This is a genomic window from Paenibacillus residui, from assembly GCF_042677205.1.
Classification (GTDB): Bacteria; Bacillota; Bacilli; order Paenibacillales; family NBRC-103111; genus Paenibacillus_L; species Paenibacillus_L residui.
The window spans coordinates 1-15,279 of the sequence record NZ_JBHTIU010000008.1 but is presented as its reverse complement, the minus strand read 5'-3'; the positions used below and the strand labels follow the sequence as shown (position 1 = coordinate 15,279).

Annotated in this window: 14 protein-coding genes and 17 tRNA genes; 3 read left to right on the top strand and 28 right to left on the bottom strand. The window is 48.2% G+C overall.

From position 1 onward, the window contains the following. Positions 1–291: 291 nt before the first annotated feature. Positions 292–2,100: an alpha-glycosidase gene (locus ACFQ03_RS02085; RefSeq protein WP_379285728.1), complete on the top strand. Its 1,809-nt coding sequence runs from the start codon at positions 292–294 to the stop codon at positions 2,098–2,100. A gap of 258 nt (positions 2,101–2,358) precedes the next feature. Here ACFQ03_RS02085 and ACFQ03_RS02080 read toward each other — a convergent pair whose 3' ends face one another. The 5 genes from ACFQ03_RS02080 to ACFQ03_RS02060 all read right to left on the bottom strand — a co-directional run bounded on the left by ACFQ03_RS02080 (position 2,359) and on the right by ACFQ03_RS02060 (position 6,121). After that, positions 2,359–2,931, bottom strand: a complete 573-nt coding sequence (locus ACFQ03_RS02080; protein ID WP_144938622.1) for a GrpB family protein — start codon at positions 2,929–2,931, stop codon at positions 2,359–2,361. Positions 2,932–3,144: 213 nt separating this feature from the next. After that, entirely contained in the window at positions 3,145–3,987 is an 843-nt protein-coding gene (locus ACFQ03_RS02075) for an ABC transporter permease (protein ID WP_144938590.1), read from the bottom strand. Beyond that, entirely contained in the window at positions 3,987–4,982 is a 996-nt protein-coding gene (locus ACFQ03_RS02070; RefSeq protein WP_379285725.1) for an ATP-binding cassette domain-containing protein, read from the bottom strand. Before ACFQ03_RS02070 ends, ACFQ03_RS02075 begins: the two co-directional genes overlap by 1 nt. Before the next feature lie 25 nt (positions 4,983–5,007). Next, entirely contained in the window at positions 5,008–5,592 is a 585-nt protein-coding gene (locus ACFQ03_RS02065) for a TetR/AcrR family transcriptional regulator (RefSeq protein WP_260982116.1), read from the bottom strand. 160 nt (positions 5,593–5,752) lie between these two features. Further along, positions 5,753–6,121: a winged helix-turn-helix transcriptional regulator gene (locus ACFQ03_RS02060; RefSeq protein WP_144938592.1), complete on the bottom strand. Its 369-nt coding sequence runs from the start codon at positions 6,119–6,121 to the stop codon at positions 5,753–5,755. A gap of 151 nt (positions 6,122–6,272) precedes the next feature. Between ACFQ03_RS02060 and ACFQ03_RS02055 the strand changes: the two genes are divergently transcribed. Continuing rightward, positions 6,273–7,763 carry a DHA2 family efflux MFS transporter permease subunit gene (locus ACFQ03_RS02055; protein WP_144938595.1) on the top strand — a complete coding sequence of 497 codons (1,491 nt, stop codon included), beginning with the start codon at positions 6,273–6,275 and terminating at the stop codon, positions 7,761–7,763. Positions 7,764–8,185: 422 nt separating this feature from the next. Here the strand turns inward: ACFQ03_RS02055 and ACFQ03_RS02050 are convergent, their stop codons facing one another. The 6 genes from ACFQ03_RS02050 to ACFQ03_RS02025 all read right to left on the bottom strand — a co-directional run bounded on the left by ACFQ03_RS02050 (position 8,186) and on the right by ACFQ03_RS02025 (position 12,961). Further along, positions 8,186–8,509, bottom strand: a complete 324-nt coding sequence (locus ACFQ03_RS02050) for a hypothetical protein (RefSeq protein WP_379285722.1) — start codon at positions 8,507–8,509, stop codon at positions 8,186–8,188. Positions 8,510–8,835: 326 nt separating this feature from the next. Next, positions 8,836–9,630 carry an SDR family NAD(P)-dependent oxidoreductase gene (locus tag ACFQ03_RS02045; RefSeq protein ID WP_379285720.1) on the bottom strand — a complete coding sequence of 265 codons (795 nt, stop codon included), beginning with the start codon at positions 9,628–9,630 and terminating at the stop codon, positions 8,836–8,838. A gap of 73 nt (positions 9,631–9,703) precedes the next feature. Continuing rightward, positions 9,704–10,708: a helix-turn-helix transcriptional regulator gene (locus ACFQ03_RS02040; RefSeq protein WP_379285718.1), complete on the bottom strand. Its 1,005-nt coding sequence runs from the start codon at positions 10,706–10,708 to the stop codon at positions 9,704–9,706. Positions 10,709–10,832: 124 nt separating this feature from the next. Continuing rightward, complete coding sequence (locus ACFQ03_RS02035) at positions 10,833–11,153, bottom strand: hypothetical protein (protein ID WP_379285716.1); 321 nt, start codon at positions 11,151–11,153, stop codon at positions 10,833–10,835. Positions 11,154–11,363: 210 nt separating this feature from the next. Then, a complete protein-coding gene (locus tag ACFQ03_RS02030; RefSeq protein WP_144938604.1) occupies positions 11,364–12,536 on the bottom strand; it encodes an MFS transporter in 1,173 nt (390 codons plus the stop codon). Positions 12,537–12,658: 122 nt separating this feature from the next. Next, the gene (locus tag ACFQ03_RS02025) at positions 12,659–12,961 is read right to left on the bottom strand and encodes an ArsR/SmtB family transcription factor (protein ID WP_028538557.1); all 303 of its coding nucleotides are present in this window, start codon (positions 12,959–12,961) and stop codon (positions 12,659–12,661) included. Positions 12,962–13,283: 322 nt separating this feature from the next. Here ACFQ03_RS02025 and ACFQ03_RS02020 point away from each other — a divergent pair, with 322 nt between their 5' ends. Then, a complete protein-coding gene (locus tag ACFQ03_RS02020) occupies positions 13,284–13,460 on the top strand; it encodes a hypothetical protein (RefSeq protein WP_186328392.1) in 177 nt (58 codons plus the stop codon). 70 nt (positions 13,461–13,530) lie between these two features. On the opposite strand, the gene ACFQ03_RS02015 is transcribed toward ACFQ03_RS02020, so the two are convergent. The 17 genes from ACFQ03_RS02015 to ACFQ03_RS01935 all read right to left on the bottom strand — a co-directional run bounded on the left by ACFQ03_RS02015 (position 13,531) and on the right by ACFQ03_RS01935 (position 15,100). Continuing rightward, positions 13,531–13,611 (bottom strand) — tRNA-Leu (locus ACFQ03_RS02015). A 12-nt stretch (positions 13,612–13,623) separates the two neighbouring features. Continuing rightward, a tRNA-Arg gene (locus ACFQ03_RS02010) sits at positions 13,624–13,700 on the bottom strand. A 52-nt stretch (positions 13,701–13,752) separates the two neighbouring features. Next, positions 13,753–13,838, bottom strand: a tRNA-Leu gene (locus tag ACFQ03_RS02005). 4 nt (positions 13,839–13,842) lie between these two features. Then, positions 13,843–13,916 (bottom strand) — tRNA-Cys (locus tag ACFQ03_RS02000). A 4-nt stretch (positions 13,917–13,920) separates the two neighbouring features. Continuing rightward, a tRNA-Gly gene (locus ACFQ03_RS01995) sits at positions 13,921–13,995 on the bottom strand. Between the two features lie 5 nt (positions 13,996–14,000). Next, positions 14,001–14,072, bottom strand: a tRNA-Gln gene (locus tag ACFQ03_RS01990). A gap of 23 nt (positions 14,073–14,095) precedes the next feature. Continuing rightward, positions 14,096–14,171: transfer RNA gene (locus ACFQ03_RS01985), tRNA-His, on the bottom strand. Positions 14,172–14,186: 15 nt separating this feature from the next. Continuing rightward, positions 14,187–14,260: transfer RNA gene (locus ACFQ03_RS01980), tRNA-Trp, on the bottom strand. A gap of 1 nt (position 14,261) precedes the next feature. Then, a tRNA-Tyr gene (locus ACFQ03_RS01975) sits at positions 14,262–14,347 on the bottom strand. Between the two features lie 12 nt (positions 14,348–14,359). Further along, a tRNA-Thr gene (locus ACFQ03_RS01970) sits at positions 14,360–14,435 on the bottom strand. 16 nt (positions 14,436–14,451) lie between these two features. Continuing rightward, positions 14,452–14,527, bottom strand: a tRNA-Phe gene (locus ACFQ03_RS01965). A gap of 19 nt (positions 14,528–14,546) precedes the next feature. Further along, positions 14,547–14,623 (bottom strand) — tRNA-Asp (locus tag ACFQ03_RS01960). A 58-nt stretch (positions 14,624–14,681) separates the two neighbouring features. Beyond that, positions 14,682–14,755 (bottom strand) — tRNA-Met (locus ACFQ03_RS01955). Between the two features lie 7 nt (positions 14,756–14,762). Next, positions 14,763–14,838 (bottom strand) — tRNA-Val (locus ACFQ03_RS01950). Positions 14,839–14,847: 9 nt separating this feature from the next. After that, positions 14,848–14,919: transfer RNA gene (locus ACFQ03_RS01945), tRNA-Glu, on the bottom strand. Positions 14,920–14,929: 10 nt separating this feature from the next. Continuing rightward, positions 14,930–15,021, bottom strand: a tRNA-Ser gene (locus ACFQ03_RS01940). Between the two features lie 3 nt (positions 15,022–15,024). After that, positions 15,025–15,100: transfer RNA gene (locus ACFQ03_RS01935), tRNA-Asn, on the bottom strand. Between the last annotated feature and the right edge of the window lie 179 nt (positions 15,101–15,279).

Sequence of the window (15,279 nt, the reverse complement as noted above, 5' to 3'; positions counted from 1 at the left end):
TTGCCCCCCATCATACAGCAATCAAAAAAACGTTTGCAAACCGCTCTATCTATGAATTTCGCTTATTTTTTCTGTATTATCTTCCATTATCTCGATTTTCCTCTATTTTACATATCTGCACTAGCGATGATAAACCTGACATGGACTATATGAAAATGGAGGGTTGCCAACATGGAAACCGTGTGATAAGATGAAGAAAATTTAAAGGCAATGAAACTTACGGGTTCAACCTCGGTCCATTCAGAGGTTGGACCCTTTTTGCGTTATCATGCCTTAAGGAGGCCATTATTGATGATTATGCTGGAAGCGGTATACCATCGCATCGGGCTGAACTGGTCCTATGCCTATAACGAATCGACGATACACATCCGTCTGCGCACGAAGCGCGGCAATGTGGCGCAGGTGCAGCTGGTATGCGGCGATAAATACAGCTGGGATAAATACAATGAGTCTGTCGCCATGGAACGGTTTGCTGCGGACGGCCTGTTCGATTACTGGCAAGCCGCCATTTCGCCGCGGTTTCGGCGGGTCGTCTATTATTTTGCCCTCCACGAGGAAGCAGGCGAGACCGTCTATTTTCTGGAGAAGGGCTTCTTCGATAAACCACCGACGATTCGATATGAGGGGCTGTTCGATTTCCCCTACCTGAACCCCGAGGATGTTCACTCCCCGCCGGAATGGGTCAAGGAAGCGGTCTTTTACCATATCTTCCCCGAGCGCTTCGCCAAGGGCGACCCGTCCATCGACCCGGAGGGGGTGCTGGAATGGGGCGGCGTACCGAGTCCGACCAATTTTTTTGGCGGCGATCTGCAAGGGGTGCTCGACCATATGGACCATCTCGTCGAATTGGGAATCAATGCGATCTATTTCACTCCTTTGTTCGCCGCGACGACCAATCACAAATACGACACGCGTGATTATATGCTCGTGGATCCGCATTTCGGCACGAACGAGAAGCTGAAGGAGCTGGTCGACGCCTGTCACGCCCGGGGCATTCGGGTACTGCTGGACGGTGTATTCAACCACTGCGGGCATACGTTTCCGCCCTTCATCGATGTACAGCAGAACGGTCCCTCATCCCGCTATGCCGACTGGTTTCATATCAAGGAGTGGCCGCTCAAGGTGGAGAACGGCATCCCGAACTATGCCACCTTCGGCTTCGAGCCGATCATGCCGAAGCTGAATACGGGCAATGAGGAGGTCAAGGCCTATCTGCTGGAGGTAGGCCGGTACTGGATTGGCGAACTGGGGCTGGACGGCTGGCGGCTGGACGTGGCCAACGAGGTGGACCACCAGTTCTGGCGCGAGTTCCGCCGCGAGATCAAGAAGGTGAACCCGGACGCCTACCTGCTCGGAGAAATTATGCATGATGCGATGCCGTGGCTGCAGGGCGACCAGTTCGATGCCGTGATGAATTACCCGTTCACCAACATCGTGCTTGATTTCTTCGCCAGAAGACGCACCGACGCCAGCCAGTTTGCCCAGAGCATCAACTCTCTGCTGGCTGGCTTCCCGCAACAGGTCACCGAGGCCGCGTTCAACCTGCTGGGCAGCCACGATACTGTCAGGCTGCTGACGCTGTGCGGCGGCAATAAGCGGCTGATGAAGCTGGCCGTGCTCTTCCAGTTAACCTTTCAGGGAGTGCCCTGCATCTACTACGGGGATGAGATCGGGCTTGACGGCGAGCATGACCCCTACAACCGCAAATGCATGGAGTGGGACCCCACGAAGCAGGATCGTGAGCTGCTGGGCTTCTTCCGCCGCCTGATCACCCTGCGCAAAGCGCACCCTGCCTTGCGCGGCAGCGGCCTGCGCTTCCTGGTAGCCTCCGGGCACCCGCAGCTGCTCGCCTACGAACGGCATGACGAGCGGGACCGCTTTCTGCTGCTGCTGAACAATGACGAGACCGCATGCTCGGTCACCGTGCAGAGCGGAGGGCTGAACGGGCTGTGGCAGGATGCCGGCAGCGACGCCGATGTCCGGACAGACGAGGGAACGATGCAGGTCGCGCTCCCTGGCTTTGGCTACGCCATCCTGCATGCTTCTGGAGATATCGCCACCGAAGCAATCCGTCTATCCGCGCAATATCGCCCGGAGTGAGAACGCGTCCTTGTTCTGCAACTGCAGTGACAAGGGTACCGAGCGACAATTTGAGGACGCTGCTTTCCTGATCATTTCCCGAATCAGGAACAACCCCGCAATCTTCAAGCAAAGACTGCGGGGTTATTTGGCTTGCGCAGGGCTGCTGGATAATGATCGAGGCATCGTTCGCGCCTATGCTCAGAAATTCGTGCAATCGAAGATTTTCCTCCCCATCACAGGGAAAAGCGGAACCTGCATCTACGAGCCCATCACACCTTAATAGGTTCGCTTAACCGCATTCGCTCTCTCCATAATTTCCTTTACAATTGAATCTTTTGCATCTGCATAATCTTGTACGTGACGCCATTGATGTCGTGCTAAGCTTCGCTTCACTTGTGCATACACATCCCGGTCGGAGTCGTTCGCTCTGAGCCAATTACGGAAAAGCAGCATTCGGTCGATTTCGGACGCCCCCTGGCTAAATACGTGAAGATTAATATCCGTATTGGGACCTTTGAATAGACGGTGTTCAAACCAATCAGGTTCCCGTATGTGTAACGTGTACCCCTCTTCCTCCAAGTCGGAAACGTAGGCCGTTTCGTCAGCAGAATTCTCTACTACCAGCAGCATATCGATGATTGGCTTGGCACATAATCCCGGCACCGAAGTAGATCCAACATGCTCCAATTGCAGAACCTTGCTGCCAAGTATTGAACGAATTCGTTCGGCCTCTTGCTCGAAAAGTTTAGGCCAGTGCGGATCATAATCCCGGAGAGGAATGGATGTGTTGTGAGGCTTCAGTTCACCAACCGTTGCTTTCTGAAGCCTTTCCTCACTGGTAGATGCCATATTTGAATGATCATGATTCGATGTCAAATACTCCACCCTCTTTCTTTCAGATACGTAATGAAATTGCTGAGCTCTTTAATATACCACAAGTGCATGTGGGACTGCCTCCTTTAATTCCAAGCCATCTCGTTACGTTATTCAGCTTTCTTTCATTCTCCGTTTGAATATTGCTATCTGCTCCGGTCATATTTGTCCATTTGCTTGAGAACACAGTTATTGCTTGTTGCGATACAGATACATGGTTATCGGCGCGAAAACAGCAGTAATAACTATGGAAGCCAAGAACACCAAGCCAATCTGTTCAAATGTTACCGTGCCATGCATCAAACCGCGTACTGCTGTCACCAGAAGCGAAATTGGGTTGATGTCAACAAACCCCCGAAGCCACGATGGCAGCGTCTGCGGATCAACAAAAACATTGCTGACGAACTGGAGGGGAAACAGGATCATCGTGCTCGCCATCATAAGCGATTTCTCTGTACGCATAATCAATCCGAGCGTTGTCCAAATCCAAGAAAAACTAAAGGAGAATAGTAAAATCAAGGCTACTGCCGCCAAAACACCGATAAATCCGCCGTCCGGCCGAAATCCGAGCAAAAGGCCGAGGGCAATCATAATTGCAGAGGCCATTGTATATCGAACAGTATCCACGAGCAATGCACCAACAAGTGCAGATGGCAGCCGAATGGGTAAGGTGCGGAAGCGATCAAATATACCTTTTCTGATGTCATTGTTCAGATCTACTCCCGTGTATATTGTAATTTGTGAGACGGTCATGACGAGGATTCCAGGAAGAAGGAATTGCAAATAGCCATTCGTTGATCCAGCAATCGCTCCGCCAAATAAATACGTAAACATAAGTAAGAAAATAATAGGGAAAACGGTCACATCGAACAGTTGCTCAGGGATGTGTTTAATCCGAAGCAGGGCTCGCGATGCAAAGGTGAATGTTGAAGAAAAAACGTTTGGCGGACTTGGGCGCTTACTTGAAGCGATTGCATTTCGTAATTGCTCACTCGTTCCACTCTGTTTCTTCAGTTCTGCTGTGCCGGTCATTAACCTGCCTCCTCGCCAACTTGTTCTTTAACAACCGCCTGACTTGTCAACGTCAAAAATACTTCATCAAGACTAGGCTGACCGAGTGAAAAGGCCCTTATTCCAATATCTTCCTTTCCAAATTCTAAGAGGGCTTCGGCTACAAGAGATGGGGCATCGACATGAGCGATAAGAGAGGCAGGATCAGAGGAAGATTTAATGGGAACTTTCAGAATGTTAGTTAGAACTTCAACAGCTCTTTCCCGATCCTCAGGGTCGAGAAGGGAAACGTTCAATGTCCCCGTACCGACTGACGCTTTTAATTCACTGCTCGTTCCTTCTGCGATGATCTTTCCTTGATTGATGACTGCAATCCGATCTGCAAGCTGATCCGCTTCATCCAAATATTGCGTCGTAAGCAATACTGTCGTACCTGCGCTAACTAAGGCACGCACAATATCCCACACCTGATTGCGGCTGCGCGGATCTAATCCGGTTGTCGGTTCATCAAGAAAAAGAAGATCCGGCGTTACAACGATGCTTGCGGCGATATCTATGCGCCGGCGCATGCCTCCGGAATAACTTTTCACTTGCCTTTTTGCTGCATCTTCGAGGTTGAAGGCGCTAAGTAATTCGTCCGCTCGTACTTTTGCCTGCTTTCGAGAGTATCCCATTAGTCTGGCGATCATGACGAGATTTTCATAACCGGTTAAATCTTCATCGATTGATGTGTATTGCCCGGTTAGGCTGATGCGACTTCTTACCGCAGCGGTTTCCGTGGCAAGATCATGACCGAAAATACGGGCGTAACCACCGTCCGGCTGGAGTAACGTAGCGAGCATCCGAATGGTCGTTGTCTTCCCCGCGCCATTTGGTCCTAAGAAACCATAGACCGATCCTTTTCGAATCGATAAATCAATGCCATCAACTGCGCGATGTTTCCCGAACACTTTAACAAGCCCTTTTGCCTCAATGGCCGTATCGGCATCACTCTCGGAATTTCTTATCATGCTCATAGTTGTTCATCCTCTCCAAATTCATTCAGGTTTTCGTGAGAACACTGTTCACTGCTTCCCTCCAGATATCTTTATAGTCTGTTTTAAACGGTATCTGCATGACTATAGAATCTTGAATACCATCGATGACAATAGCGAGCATATGTGCCTTGGCCGCTATATTTTGCGGTTTAACCACTCCTAAATCAGCTCCCTTTTGCAATAACTCCTGGAGGCCTTCTATAAACTCTTGCTCAAATTTTGCAATGCGTTTCAAGTATTTTTCATTGCGCACGGCATAACTCATAAATTCTTTTAAAACTCTTAGATAGACTTCATCTTTTTCCGGAAACATTTTTAGACCTGCTTGATATAGCTTTTCAGCAAAATTTTGTTCATTGTACTCATCCATTTGGACGAAATGGTCAAAGTGATAATCGCCAAGACTGTATTCAAATATTCGATCGATCAATTCTTCTTTTGATGCGAAATGATAGTAAATGGACGGCTTTGTGATACCGACCTTTGTGGAAATCATAGCCAGACTGGTTTTTTCAATCCCGTGTTGTGCAATAAGTTCGAATGCTGCCTCGATCAATTGATTGGATGTCAGTTCTTTCTTTTTCATCATTGTTTTACTCCTTACAGTACAATCCGCAGTTTTTTTAACTATCGTTAGGTAGATTGAAACATAAACAAAACGCTTTGTCAATAATTTAACTACCGTTAGGTAAATAAAAATCAACTTTGAATGAGTGTGTCGTTATAGTCTCTGTTTCAGTCCTCTGGACCTATTGAACTGTATCTTCATTTGATACGTTTTGATACGGATTATCAGGTATTCCCCACCTTACCCCCCATTTTCTCATCTCTTGAAGTACGCATTGAAAGTCCCTGCCTTTATCCGTTAAGGAATATTCTACTGTTACTGGTACTGTTGGAAACACTCTTCGTTCAACAACCTCATGTTGTTCCAAATGCCTTAGAATATCCGTTAAAGATTTGGTGCTGACATTATCCAAATTTCTTCGTAATTGATTAAAACGTTTGGACTCTTTATACAGTTCTGCAATGACTAAGAACGCCCATTTTCCTGTAATAATTTTTAGAACTTCACCGACAACGTACCAGCATTGTTTCTCTTCCGTATTTAAATGCAATTTATTTCCCCCTAACCCCTTGACATATTACCCTTTACTTACATAAAGTTAGTAAGTTTGTCAAATGAAATAATATATAAAAATTTATCCTACTTTTGATGTTACTCTACTTCATTTATAATCTCAATGGAAAGCGTCAGGTGTTGCTATAATGCTTAATCTTATCTCGAAAAAAGGAGGAAATTTAGTGTCCATACAAGCAAAAGTTGCAATGAAAGCCGAAAAAACCCAATCGCTAAAAACGATTAGGGGCCCTTTAATTGCCATTATTATTGGAATGTTTATGGTTATGCTGGATAGTACCGCTATCAATATAGCCATTCCCATTCTCAGCAACGAATTCAATAGTTCGTTATCCGTCATACAATGGTCTGTTACCGGCTATATACTTGCTGAAGCCGCAATTATTCCGATAGCCGGATGGTTGTCCGATAGATTTGGAGCCAATCGTATATTTGTAATTTCGATCGGGCTATTTACATTTAGTTCAATACTATGTGTTTTTGCAACCAATGCCGGGCAATTTGTTGCTTTTAGAATTATGCAAGGCTTGGGAGGCGGACTCGTTATGCCCCTTTCTATGGCGATGATTTACCGTCTCAGTCCTCCGGGCAAAGTCGGAGCTGTAATGGGAATGATAGGAGTCCCCTCTCTACTTGCTCCGGCTTTGGGGCCGATCGTAGCCGGTTGGTTGGTGAATTTCGCAAGCTGGCATTACATTTTCATTATCAACATTCCAGTAGGTCTTATCGGGGTCATCCTTTGTTTGAAAAGCTTGCCTAGCTTCGAGCGTCAGGCAACCGCTCCGCTTGATATTCTTGGTATATTGTTTGGCCCCCTGGCGTTTGCTGCGCTTGTCTATGGTGTCACTCAAGGAGGTGACTCCGGTTGGGACTCCACAAATACAATCATCGGCCTAGCCGTGGGAGTATTAGCTTTGCTTATCTTTATTATTGCCGAGCTGCGTCAACAACACCCTTTGATTGAGCTTCGCGTTTTTCGCTCTAGGGTATTCACACGCTCTATCATTGTCGTATGGATATCTGGAATAGCCTATTACGGTACACTTTTTATTAATCCTGTTTTCTTGCAGGAAGTTAAAGGCCATAATGCATTTGAAGCAGGAATGCTTATGCTTCCACAAGCCATTGCCTCTGCCGTGTTCATGCCGATTGGCGGACGTTTGTTTGACGGGTTTGGTATAAAACCTTTAGTGGTTACTGGAATGGCTTTCATTGGGATTAGTGCGTTCCTCCTTTCCCTTATATCAGCAAAGGATGGTGTGGGAATGCTTATTTTACCATTAGTATTACTAGGCGCAGGAATTGCCCTCCAGGGGATGTCGCTCAATGCGCATATCATGCAAGCAGCACCGCAGCATTTGATCGGCCGGGTAAGTTCGTTATCTGGGGCATCACAGCAAGTTATGGCTTCGTTTGGAATAGCGGGCTTGGCAACAATTTTGACAGAAAGGCTAAAAGACCATCCCGAATCCGGAGTCCAGGCCCCAAATGAAATATGGTCACAAGCATTTAGCGAGACTTTTCTTGTTGTCATGGCTGTTGCAATTGTAGGGATTATCTTAGGTTTCATGATCGACAATCACAAAACAGACGAAAAACAGAACAATAACGAAACTTGACTGGACCGGGTTTTGGAGCAGTATAACTATCCTTATTAGGAGAGCTCAACGACTGGCAGCGATGATGAGGTCAGGGGTTCGATCTCCCTTAGCTCCATAAATGCAATAAGTCAATCTCAGGTCAGCTTTTGCATTTACCGGGCAGTTGGGGAGAGGTAAACCCGAAAGGTTCGCCGTTGCGCACGAATGGCAATACGGAAAGAAAAGATGAAGTTATGCCTGGTGAACGTGCAAGCTAGGCCACCTGACGTTTCTTGAATCCTTGGTAAGTGAAAGGCAGAAGCATAATAATAACGATTACCGACACACCAACCATAACCTTATGCTCTGGAATCCATTGCCCAAAGATATGAAACACTTCATAATTGGTAACTTTACGAAAACTGTCCATCATATTACTCGGCAGCAGATCCATCATATGGTTAAAAAGAGCGGCTGCTCTTACTCGATGGGATAAACAGTGGACCTAGAAGCAAAATCATCACAGTAATGATGACTGAAAAAGGAGTATTCATCCGGCTAGAGAGCCATAGCGTTACCGCTCCAACAAGCAGACAGGCCAGACCGCCAATGAAGACCGTCCACAAATAGGTTTGAAAAACGGTGTATGGAACCGGAGCCATAAGATCAACTATCTGCACACTAGCACTTCCGCCGTCAAATCCGCAGATGCCGAGCAGGAGGAGTGTATAGGACGTCAACGCTAAGGCAATCAGACCCAAGGATACGATGAAACTGGCTTTCAATTTGGCGAAGAATCCATTATGTGTCTACTCTGCAATCGCTGCACAAAAATTGCAGGCTGAAGGATTTAGAGCCTATCGGATGGATGAGGGATTAAATGAATGGCAGGAACATTTCACTCACTAAAGCAAAATGGGTTGTATCAATAAGTTGTCACTGACAATCCCTTTCGGGATAGTAACCATGGCAAATGAAGCTCTAGAATCAGCACGTTAATGTCATATATATTGAGCTATGCTATCCAATTGTTTAACGAGGTTGCTCGATCTATTCCGCGGCAACCACATGATGTTTTAATGAAACTAACGTTTTCCGTTAGAGCAAAAAATTAAAATATTGTCGGTACCATTCCCCCATCTATGCGGATCGGGGATCCTTTGAAGGCGGAGGCCATCGGGCTGCAAATGAAAGCAGTCAATCGGCCGATCTCCACAGGTCTGATAAACCGTTGGATTTCGGATTGAGGCAGGTTCTTCGCCATAAAGTCTCTCTCTTTAGCCTCGAAGGTCATCTCTTCGTTCGAATAAATGCTCTCGATGATCTGCAGCACGTTCTCGGAGAGGGTCGGTCCCGGCAGGATCGTGTTCACTGTAACTTCGGCGCCGCGGGTCAACTTGGACAAGCTCTTGGACAATGACAACAGCATGGATTTGGTCACAGCGTATTGAGGCATCTGTCCGGAAGGCATGACGGCTTCTTCACTCGCGATGAAGATAATACGGCCGTATTCGCGACTCAGCATGGAAGGCAAATAAAACTTGGTTAAGTCGTTGGCGGCGAGAAAGTTCGTGCGGAAGTACTTCTCCCATACGGCATCGTCTACGTCATCATAGGAGATGATCTCATAGATGCCCATGCTGTTGACGAGGATATCGACGTGGGGAAATTTCGCGAATAAAGCTTCTCTCTGCCGCGAATCGACGAGATCGGCGGTTGCATTTCGAGGTTCCGTTTCCGGGAACGCCGCTTGGAACTCAGCTACCGTGCGCTCTACGCCATCGTTGTTCCGACCATTTATGAGTACATGAACGCCTTCCCTGGCAAGTTCAAGGGCAATCGCTTTTCCTATGCCTCTAGTTGATCCCGTTACTAAAGCCGTCTTATTCTTCAATCCCATATCCATCTGCCTGCACTCCTTATGTTTAGGATAGGATCATGATACATCGTTTCGCCTACTCCGTAACTAGCACAGAACGTCAATTCTCTTGCGCGACGCGCCAATTGGCGGGAGTTTCCCCTGTCCATGAGCGAAACGCGCGATAAAACGAATTTTGGTCCTCGTAGCCGACGAGAAAAGCGACCTCTTTGATCTCCAGCGCAGGGTCTGCCAAGTAAGCGACGGCCATCTCCCGCCTAGTTTTCTCCAGCAACTGCTTAAAGCTTGCGCCTTCTTCCGTCAGCCTGCGCTGCAAGGTGCGCTCGCTCATCCCCAACTCGGAAGCTACGTTTTGAATGTCGATTCTCCCTCGAGTTAGGCATCGAGACAAGATCCACATCACCTTATCGCTTATGGTGAGCTGGCTCTGTTGTTCTTCCAGCATACGATCCAAGGCGGGAGTCAGAATCTCGAGAAGTTCTTCGTTGTACGACGTGAAGGGGCAGTCCAGATCGTCGCGATTCAGCTTTAGCCGATTGCGATCCGTCCCCGTCCGTACGCGGCAGCCGAAATAATCTTCAAGGGCTTGAACGTCGCCCATAGGGTGTATGAATTCGACAGACCGAGCCTTCAGATGACGGCCTGTTCCCCGGCGCCCGAGCTCAAGCAGGTAGGCGAGCGTAATGACGACAAGCACCGGTGGTCCGGGTTGCTCGTCATGCTGCCACTCCAATTCAATCGAGCATTGCTCGCCTTCCTCCTGAATCCTCAAGTTTTCCGGAGGGCACATTTGCTTATAGCGCGCCATTCGGTTCAGCGCGTCCCGGTAGTCACGAGCGTGAAAGGTCGCCAAAGCAGCCGGCGGATACTGAGCTGTCTCGTACGCGGTCGCAAGCTTGACGATTCCCGTAGCGATGTCCCCGACGAGTTCGGAATAAGCTTGCCAGATCGAATAATATTGTGCGGTCGTGACTAACGGTTCGGTGATGACGGTTAGCGGTAGACGTGCTTGGCGCGCTACATCAATGGGTTCTACCCCTATCCCCCTCAGGCTGGTCCAGAAACCTGGCGCGATCTTGATACGGTCTGCGGAAGGAGCGTTCATGGCTGTCGACCTCCAAGGACAAAGTCAAATTGCAATAATCCACGGATCCCGCGGATCATTGATTCTGCTAATTATAGCGTAACCGTGCGGGGTGAGGCCACCCGGTAATTTATTTGCGGCGGCCTCATGATATGTTTTCTACGCTATCGTTCTCCGTTAGAGCTATATATAATCGAGGATTTTTTTCCAGCACACGCTGCGCATGCTCTGTAAATTTCAAGTCCGCAATCCGATCTTTGAACAGAAACATGCCGGTCTCATTGCTGTGTTTGCCGAGGGCTCCCTCATAATAGGTTGGCTCCATGAGTAGGCGGAGAGGAAAAAACTTCATAAACCGTTCAAACCATAAGGCAAGTCCGGAATCTTTTCCTTTTCTTAGAGTATTGCTAATTCCCGGGTCAACACTGCGGATCTTGATGTCTTCCTTGGCAAGTTGCGGTGCCACGGCTTGAGTCCACAACGAAAGCGCCAGCTTAAAAGTCGCGTAGGGCCAAACATTTTGCGGAAGCTTTAGGGATGCTCTAAGTTTTCGATCGTAATCCCATTCCGCCCGATCGATCCACTGTAACCTTATCATGTTGTATTTATTGAGTTCTTGTACCCGGTTGTCAACTCATTTAATGGATGCCTTTTTAGACTTCATCCCAGGATACTCTCAGGCACCTTGACTGCCGGCATTCATTCGCATCTTCAAGAACGGCACCGCCACGATCGCAATAGCGACCCCAACCATCCCGACCCATGTAATTGATGACAGGGACACCCGGTCGATCATGACGCCTCCGATTCCAGCACCCGCAGCCATGGACAATTGCATCATGGATTGGTTCAGGCTCAGCATGATTCCAGAATAATTCGGTTCAATCCGAACCAGATTGAATTGTTGCGTTGGACCGGAAGACCAAGCCGCAAACGACCATAAGATCAGGAGGGTGACAATCGGCAGCCACGAGTGCGTATAGGTAACGGTTAGAGAGAGGAGAAGCAGCGCTATGACGTGCAAGAGCATTCCCCCTGACAGTGTCGGGAATACCCCCCATTTATCCGTGCTGAAACCGCCGAATTTGGATCCGACCAGGCTGGCGATGCCGAACGCCAATAGCACTCCACTCAGCATTCCATCTTTCAATCCGGCAACATCAAGTAGATACGGTGAAATGTAGGTGTAGGCGATCGAGTATCCTCCGAGCCAGAAAAAGGTAATCGCAAGCCCTAGCGCTACGTTTCCGTTTTTCAAGAAGGCAAGTTGCTTGGACAACGGAATCGGTTTATCCCCTTGAACTCGAGGGATGATGGCGTACAGAACGAACATTGCCACAAGACCGGCCAGTGCCAATATACCAAAAACGGATTTCCATCCGAATTGTGCTGCAACGATACGTCCAAGAGGCACGCCGATAATCAAGGAAGCCGTAAAGCCCATCACCACGGTAGCAATCGCGCTGGCTTGTTTGCTTGGGGCGGCGATTTTCGCGGCGACGTCCAAAGCGGTTACCACGACCATTCCCGCGCCCACAGCCATGATGACGCGAGCTGCGAGAAACGATGAATAGCCTGGCAAAACGAAAGACAGAATATTCCCCATTACGAAGATACCCAGCGCCCAAACCAGCAGTTTTTGTCTTTCCACCTTAGCAGTCAACGCCATGAGAATCGGGGTGCTTATGGCGTACACAAAGGAAAAGATCGTGACCAACTGCCCCGCAGAAGTAACGGAAATACCCATTGTATCCGAGATCTTATCCAAGATGCCGGAAATAACATACTCGGATGTACCCACCAAAAAAGTAACCAATGCCAATAAATAGACTCTCCACGTGTTAGACATACGTTCACTTCTCCTTTTTCTGTTGTTCAATAGATGAGGATCTTTTATAAATTTACATATCGCAATATGTCGATTTGTAAGGTCAAAAAAAACTGAATACGTTTGAGGTATTCAAGTTCAGATTAGAGTTTCTGATTTAAGAAATCAGCTAATTCGCTTATTTTCTCTTCGTTTCGTTTGTAGTACGTATATTTGCCGATCCGCTCGGTTCGAATCAGTCCGGCCCGTTGTAGAATGGACAAATACTGCGAAGCCGTCGACTGTGTCATGTTCAACTTATCCGTCACTTGACTGACGCACACCCCGATTTCCCTCATATCCACTCCTTCATGGGGCACAAAATGTTTTTCGGGCTCCTTAAGCCACTGTAAAATCTGTAGTCTCGACTCGTTAGACAACGCCTTGAACACTTCAATTGGATCCATGTCTATTATTATATCTACATTTCACGATATGTCAATAAAATGTTGTTCTTGATACCTTAACTATACTTCCTCCAAACATCTCGTAAGCAAATGATGAAAATTCAAAATTCCGTGTGGTTCGAAATAGTCTTTCGCTCTGAATGTACTTAAGTGATGAATTTGTAATCAAACGGATACAAAAGCGTTGCTGCAGCAACGCTATTTTTCTTCATTGCAATTAAGAGACCCTGCGGCGCAGCCAACATTACATGGTGGACCTTTCATAAATGAACATTGCGGTTGAAAATCAACAATATTATAAAGAAACGTGGAGTAGAGGATCATGAAAATGCTGACACGGAAAATGATGTGGCTGGGAATGGCACTCGTCCGTGTTGACCGTATTCGGGGGAGCGATGATGGAATCGGTGGTTCAGCCAATACAATGAATGACATCACTGCTCTTGGCAAGCGGTTGGCTACAACCAATCTCCCCAGCGGACTTTCACCACTTTATTAATCGTAATGCGTACGCACTAAAAAAAGGTTCATTAGACTTTAATCTAATGAACCTACTCTTATTGAAGTGATACCGGTGAGAGGACTCGAACCTCCACGGGTCTCCCCATTCGATTTTGAGTCGAACGCGTCTGCCATTCCGCCACACCGGCATAAAGTAATTATGGCGTGCCCTAAGAGATTCGAACTCCTGACCTTTTGATTCGTAGTCAAACGCTCTATCCAGCTGAGCTAAGGGCACAAGATGTGTTTCAATTGCTGCAAGTCAGACCTTCCATGCTTAACCTGATAAATGCCGAAGACCAGACTTGAACTGGTACGGTAGTCACCTACCGCAGGATTTTAAGTCCTGTGCGTCTGCCGATTCCGCCACTCCGGCAAGTTGGAGGCGCCACCCAGATTCGAACTGGGGGTAAAGCTTTTGCAGAGCTCTGCCTTACCACTTGGCTATGGCGCCTTAATGGAGCGGAAGACGGGGATCGAACCCGCGACCCTCGCCTTGGCAAGGCGATGCTCTACCGCTGAGCCACTTCCGCATAAACTGGGGATCCAGGATTCGAACCTGGGCATGACGGAGTCAAAGTCCGTTGCCTTACCGCTTGGCTAATCCCCAATGTCATATTTAAGGGTATATTATGGGGCGATCGAAGGGAATCGAACCCTCGGATCCCGGAGCCACAATCCGGTGCGTTAACCACTTCGCCACGACCGCCACGTATAGGTTTGCTGGCAGGGGCAGCAGGAATCGAACCCACACCAAAGGTTTTGGAGACCTTTGTTCTACCTTTAAACTATGCCCCTATGGTGGAGGATGATGGATTCGAACCACCGAACTCGTAAGAGAACAGATTTACAGTCTGCTGCGTTTGGCCACTTCGCTAATCCTCCATAAGAGATCACTGGTGCCGCCGAGAGGACTTGAACCCCCAACCTACTGATTACAAGTCAGTTGCTCTACCAATTGAGCTACAGCGGCATATCAGTCATTCTAATGGTGGCTCGGGACGGAATCGAACCGCCGACACGAGGATTTTCAGTCCTCTGCTCTACCGACTGAGCTACCGAGCCTTATTCATTTGTCAAAAGATGGCGGAGCTGACGGGATTCGAACCCGCGGTCTCCTGCGTGACAGGCAGGCATGTTAGGCCTCTACACCACAGCTCCATATAAAAATTCCCCTTAAGGGGATCCCCGGAAGACAATTAGTCTTCAGGGGACAATATTGCGGGGGCAGGATTTGAACCTGCGACCTTCGGGTTATGAGCCCGACGAGCTACCGGGCTGCTCCACCCCGCGGCAATAATGGTGGACGCTGACGGGATCGAACCGCCGACCCTCTGCTTGTAAGGCAGATGCTCTCCCAGCTGAGCTAAGCGTCCAAACGTACATGACCCGTACGGGATTCGAACCCGTGTTACCGCCGTGAAAGGGCGGTGTCTTAACCGCTTGACCAACGGGCCATATGTATTATGGCGGAGAGAGAGGGATTCGAACCCTCGAGACGCTTGTGACGCCTACACGATTTCCAATCGTGCTCCTTCGGCCAACTCGGACACCTCTCCAGATGGCTCCCCGAACAGGACTCGAACCTGTGACAACTCGGTTAACAGCCGAGTGCTCTACCAACTGAGCTATCAGGGAATATGGCACAACATTTAGTATAACACATTTTTATGTTTTTGGGAACAGTTATATTGTTCCCTGAAAACTAGTAGCGAATTCAGCGATTCATCCATTGTGAATCCAGATCATTGTATAGGTTAAGCCCTCGACCGATTAGTATTCGTCAGCTCCATGCATTGCTGCACTTCCACCCCGAA

Coding starts and splice junctions, on each gene's coding strand:
- ACFQ03_RS02020 (WP_186328392.1), top strand. CDS start 13,284: ATGAAAATGCTGACACGGAAAATGATGTGGCTGGGAATGGCACTCGTC.
- ACFQ03_RS02025 (WP_028538557.1), bottom strand. CDS start 12,961: ATGGATCCAATTGAAGTGTTCAAGGCGTTGTCTAACGAGTCGAGACTA.
- ACFQ03_RS02030 (WP_144938604.1), bottom strand. CDS start 12,536: ATGTCTAACACGTGGAGAGTCTATTTATTGGCATTGGTTACTTTTTTG.
- ACFQ03_RS02055 (WP_144938595.1), top strand. CDS start 6,273: ATGCTTAATCTTATCTCGAAAAAAGGAGGAAATTTAGTGTCCATACAA.
- ACFQ03_RS02065 (WP_260982116.1), bottom strand. CDS start 5,592: ATGATGAAAAAGAAAGAACTGACATCCAATCAATTGATCGAGGCAGCA.
- ACFQ03_RS02040 (WP_379285718.1), bottom strand. CDS start 10,708: ATGAACGCTCCTTCCGCAGACCGTATCAAGATCGCGCCAGGTTTCTGG.
- ACFQ03_RS02070 (WP_379285725.1), bottom strand. CDS start 4,982: ATGAGCATGATAAGAAATTCCGAGAGTGATGCCGATACGGCCATTGAG.
- ACFQ03_RS02075 (WP_144938590.1), bottom strand. CDS start 3,987: ATGACCGGCACAGCAGAACTGAAGAAACAGAGTGGAACGAGTGAGCAA.
- ACFQ03_RS02085 (WP_379285728.1), top strand. CDS start 292: ATGATTATGCTGGAAGCGGTATACCATCGCATCGGGCTGAACTGGTCC.
- ACFQ03_RS02080 (WP_144938622.1), bottom strand. CDS start 2,931: ATGGCATCTACCAGTGAGGAAAGGCTTCAGAAAGCAACGGTTGGTGAA.
- ACFQ03_RS02045 (WP_379285720.1), bottom strand. CDS start 9,630: ATGGATATGGGATTGAAGAATAAGACGGCTTTAGTAACGGGATCAACT.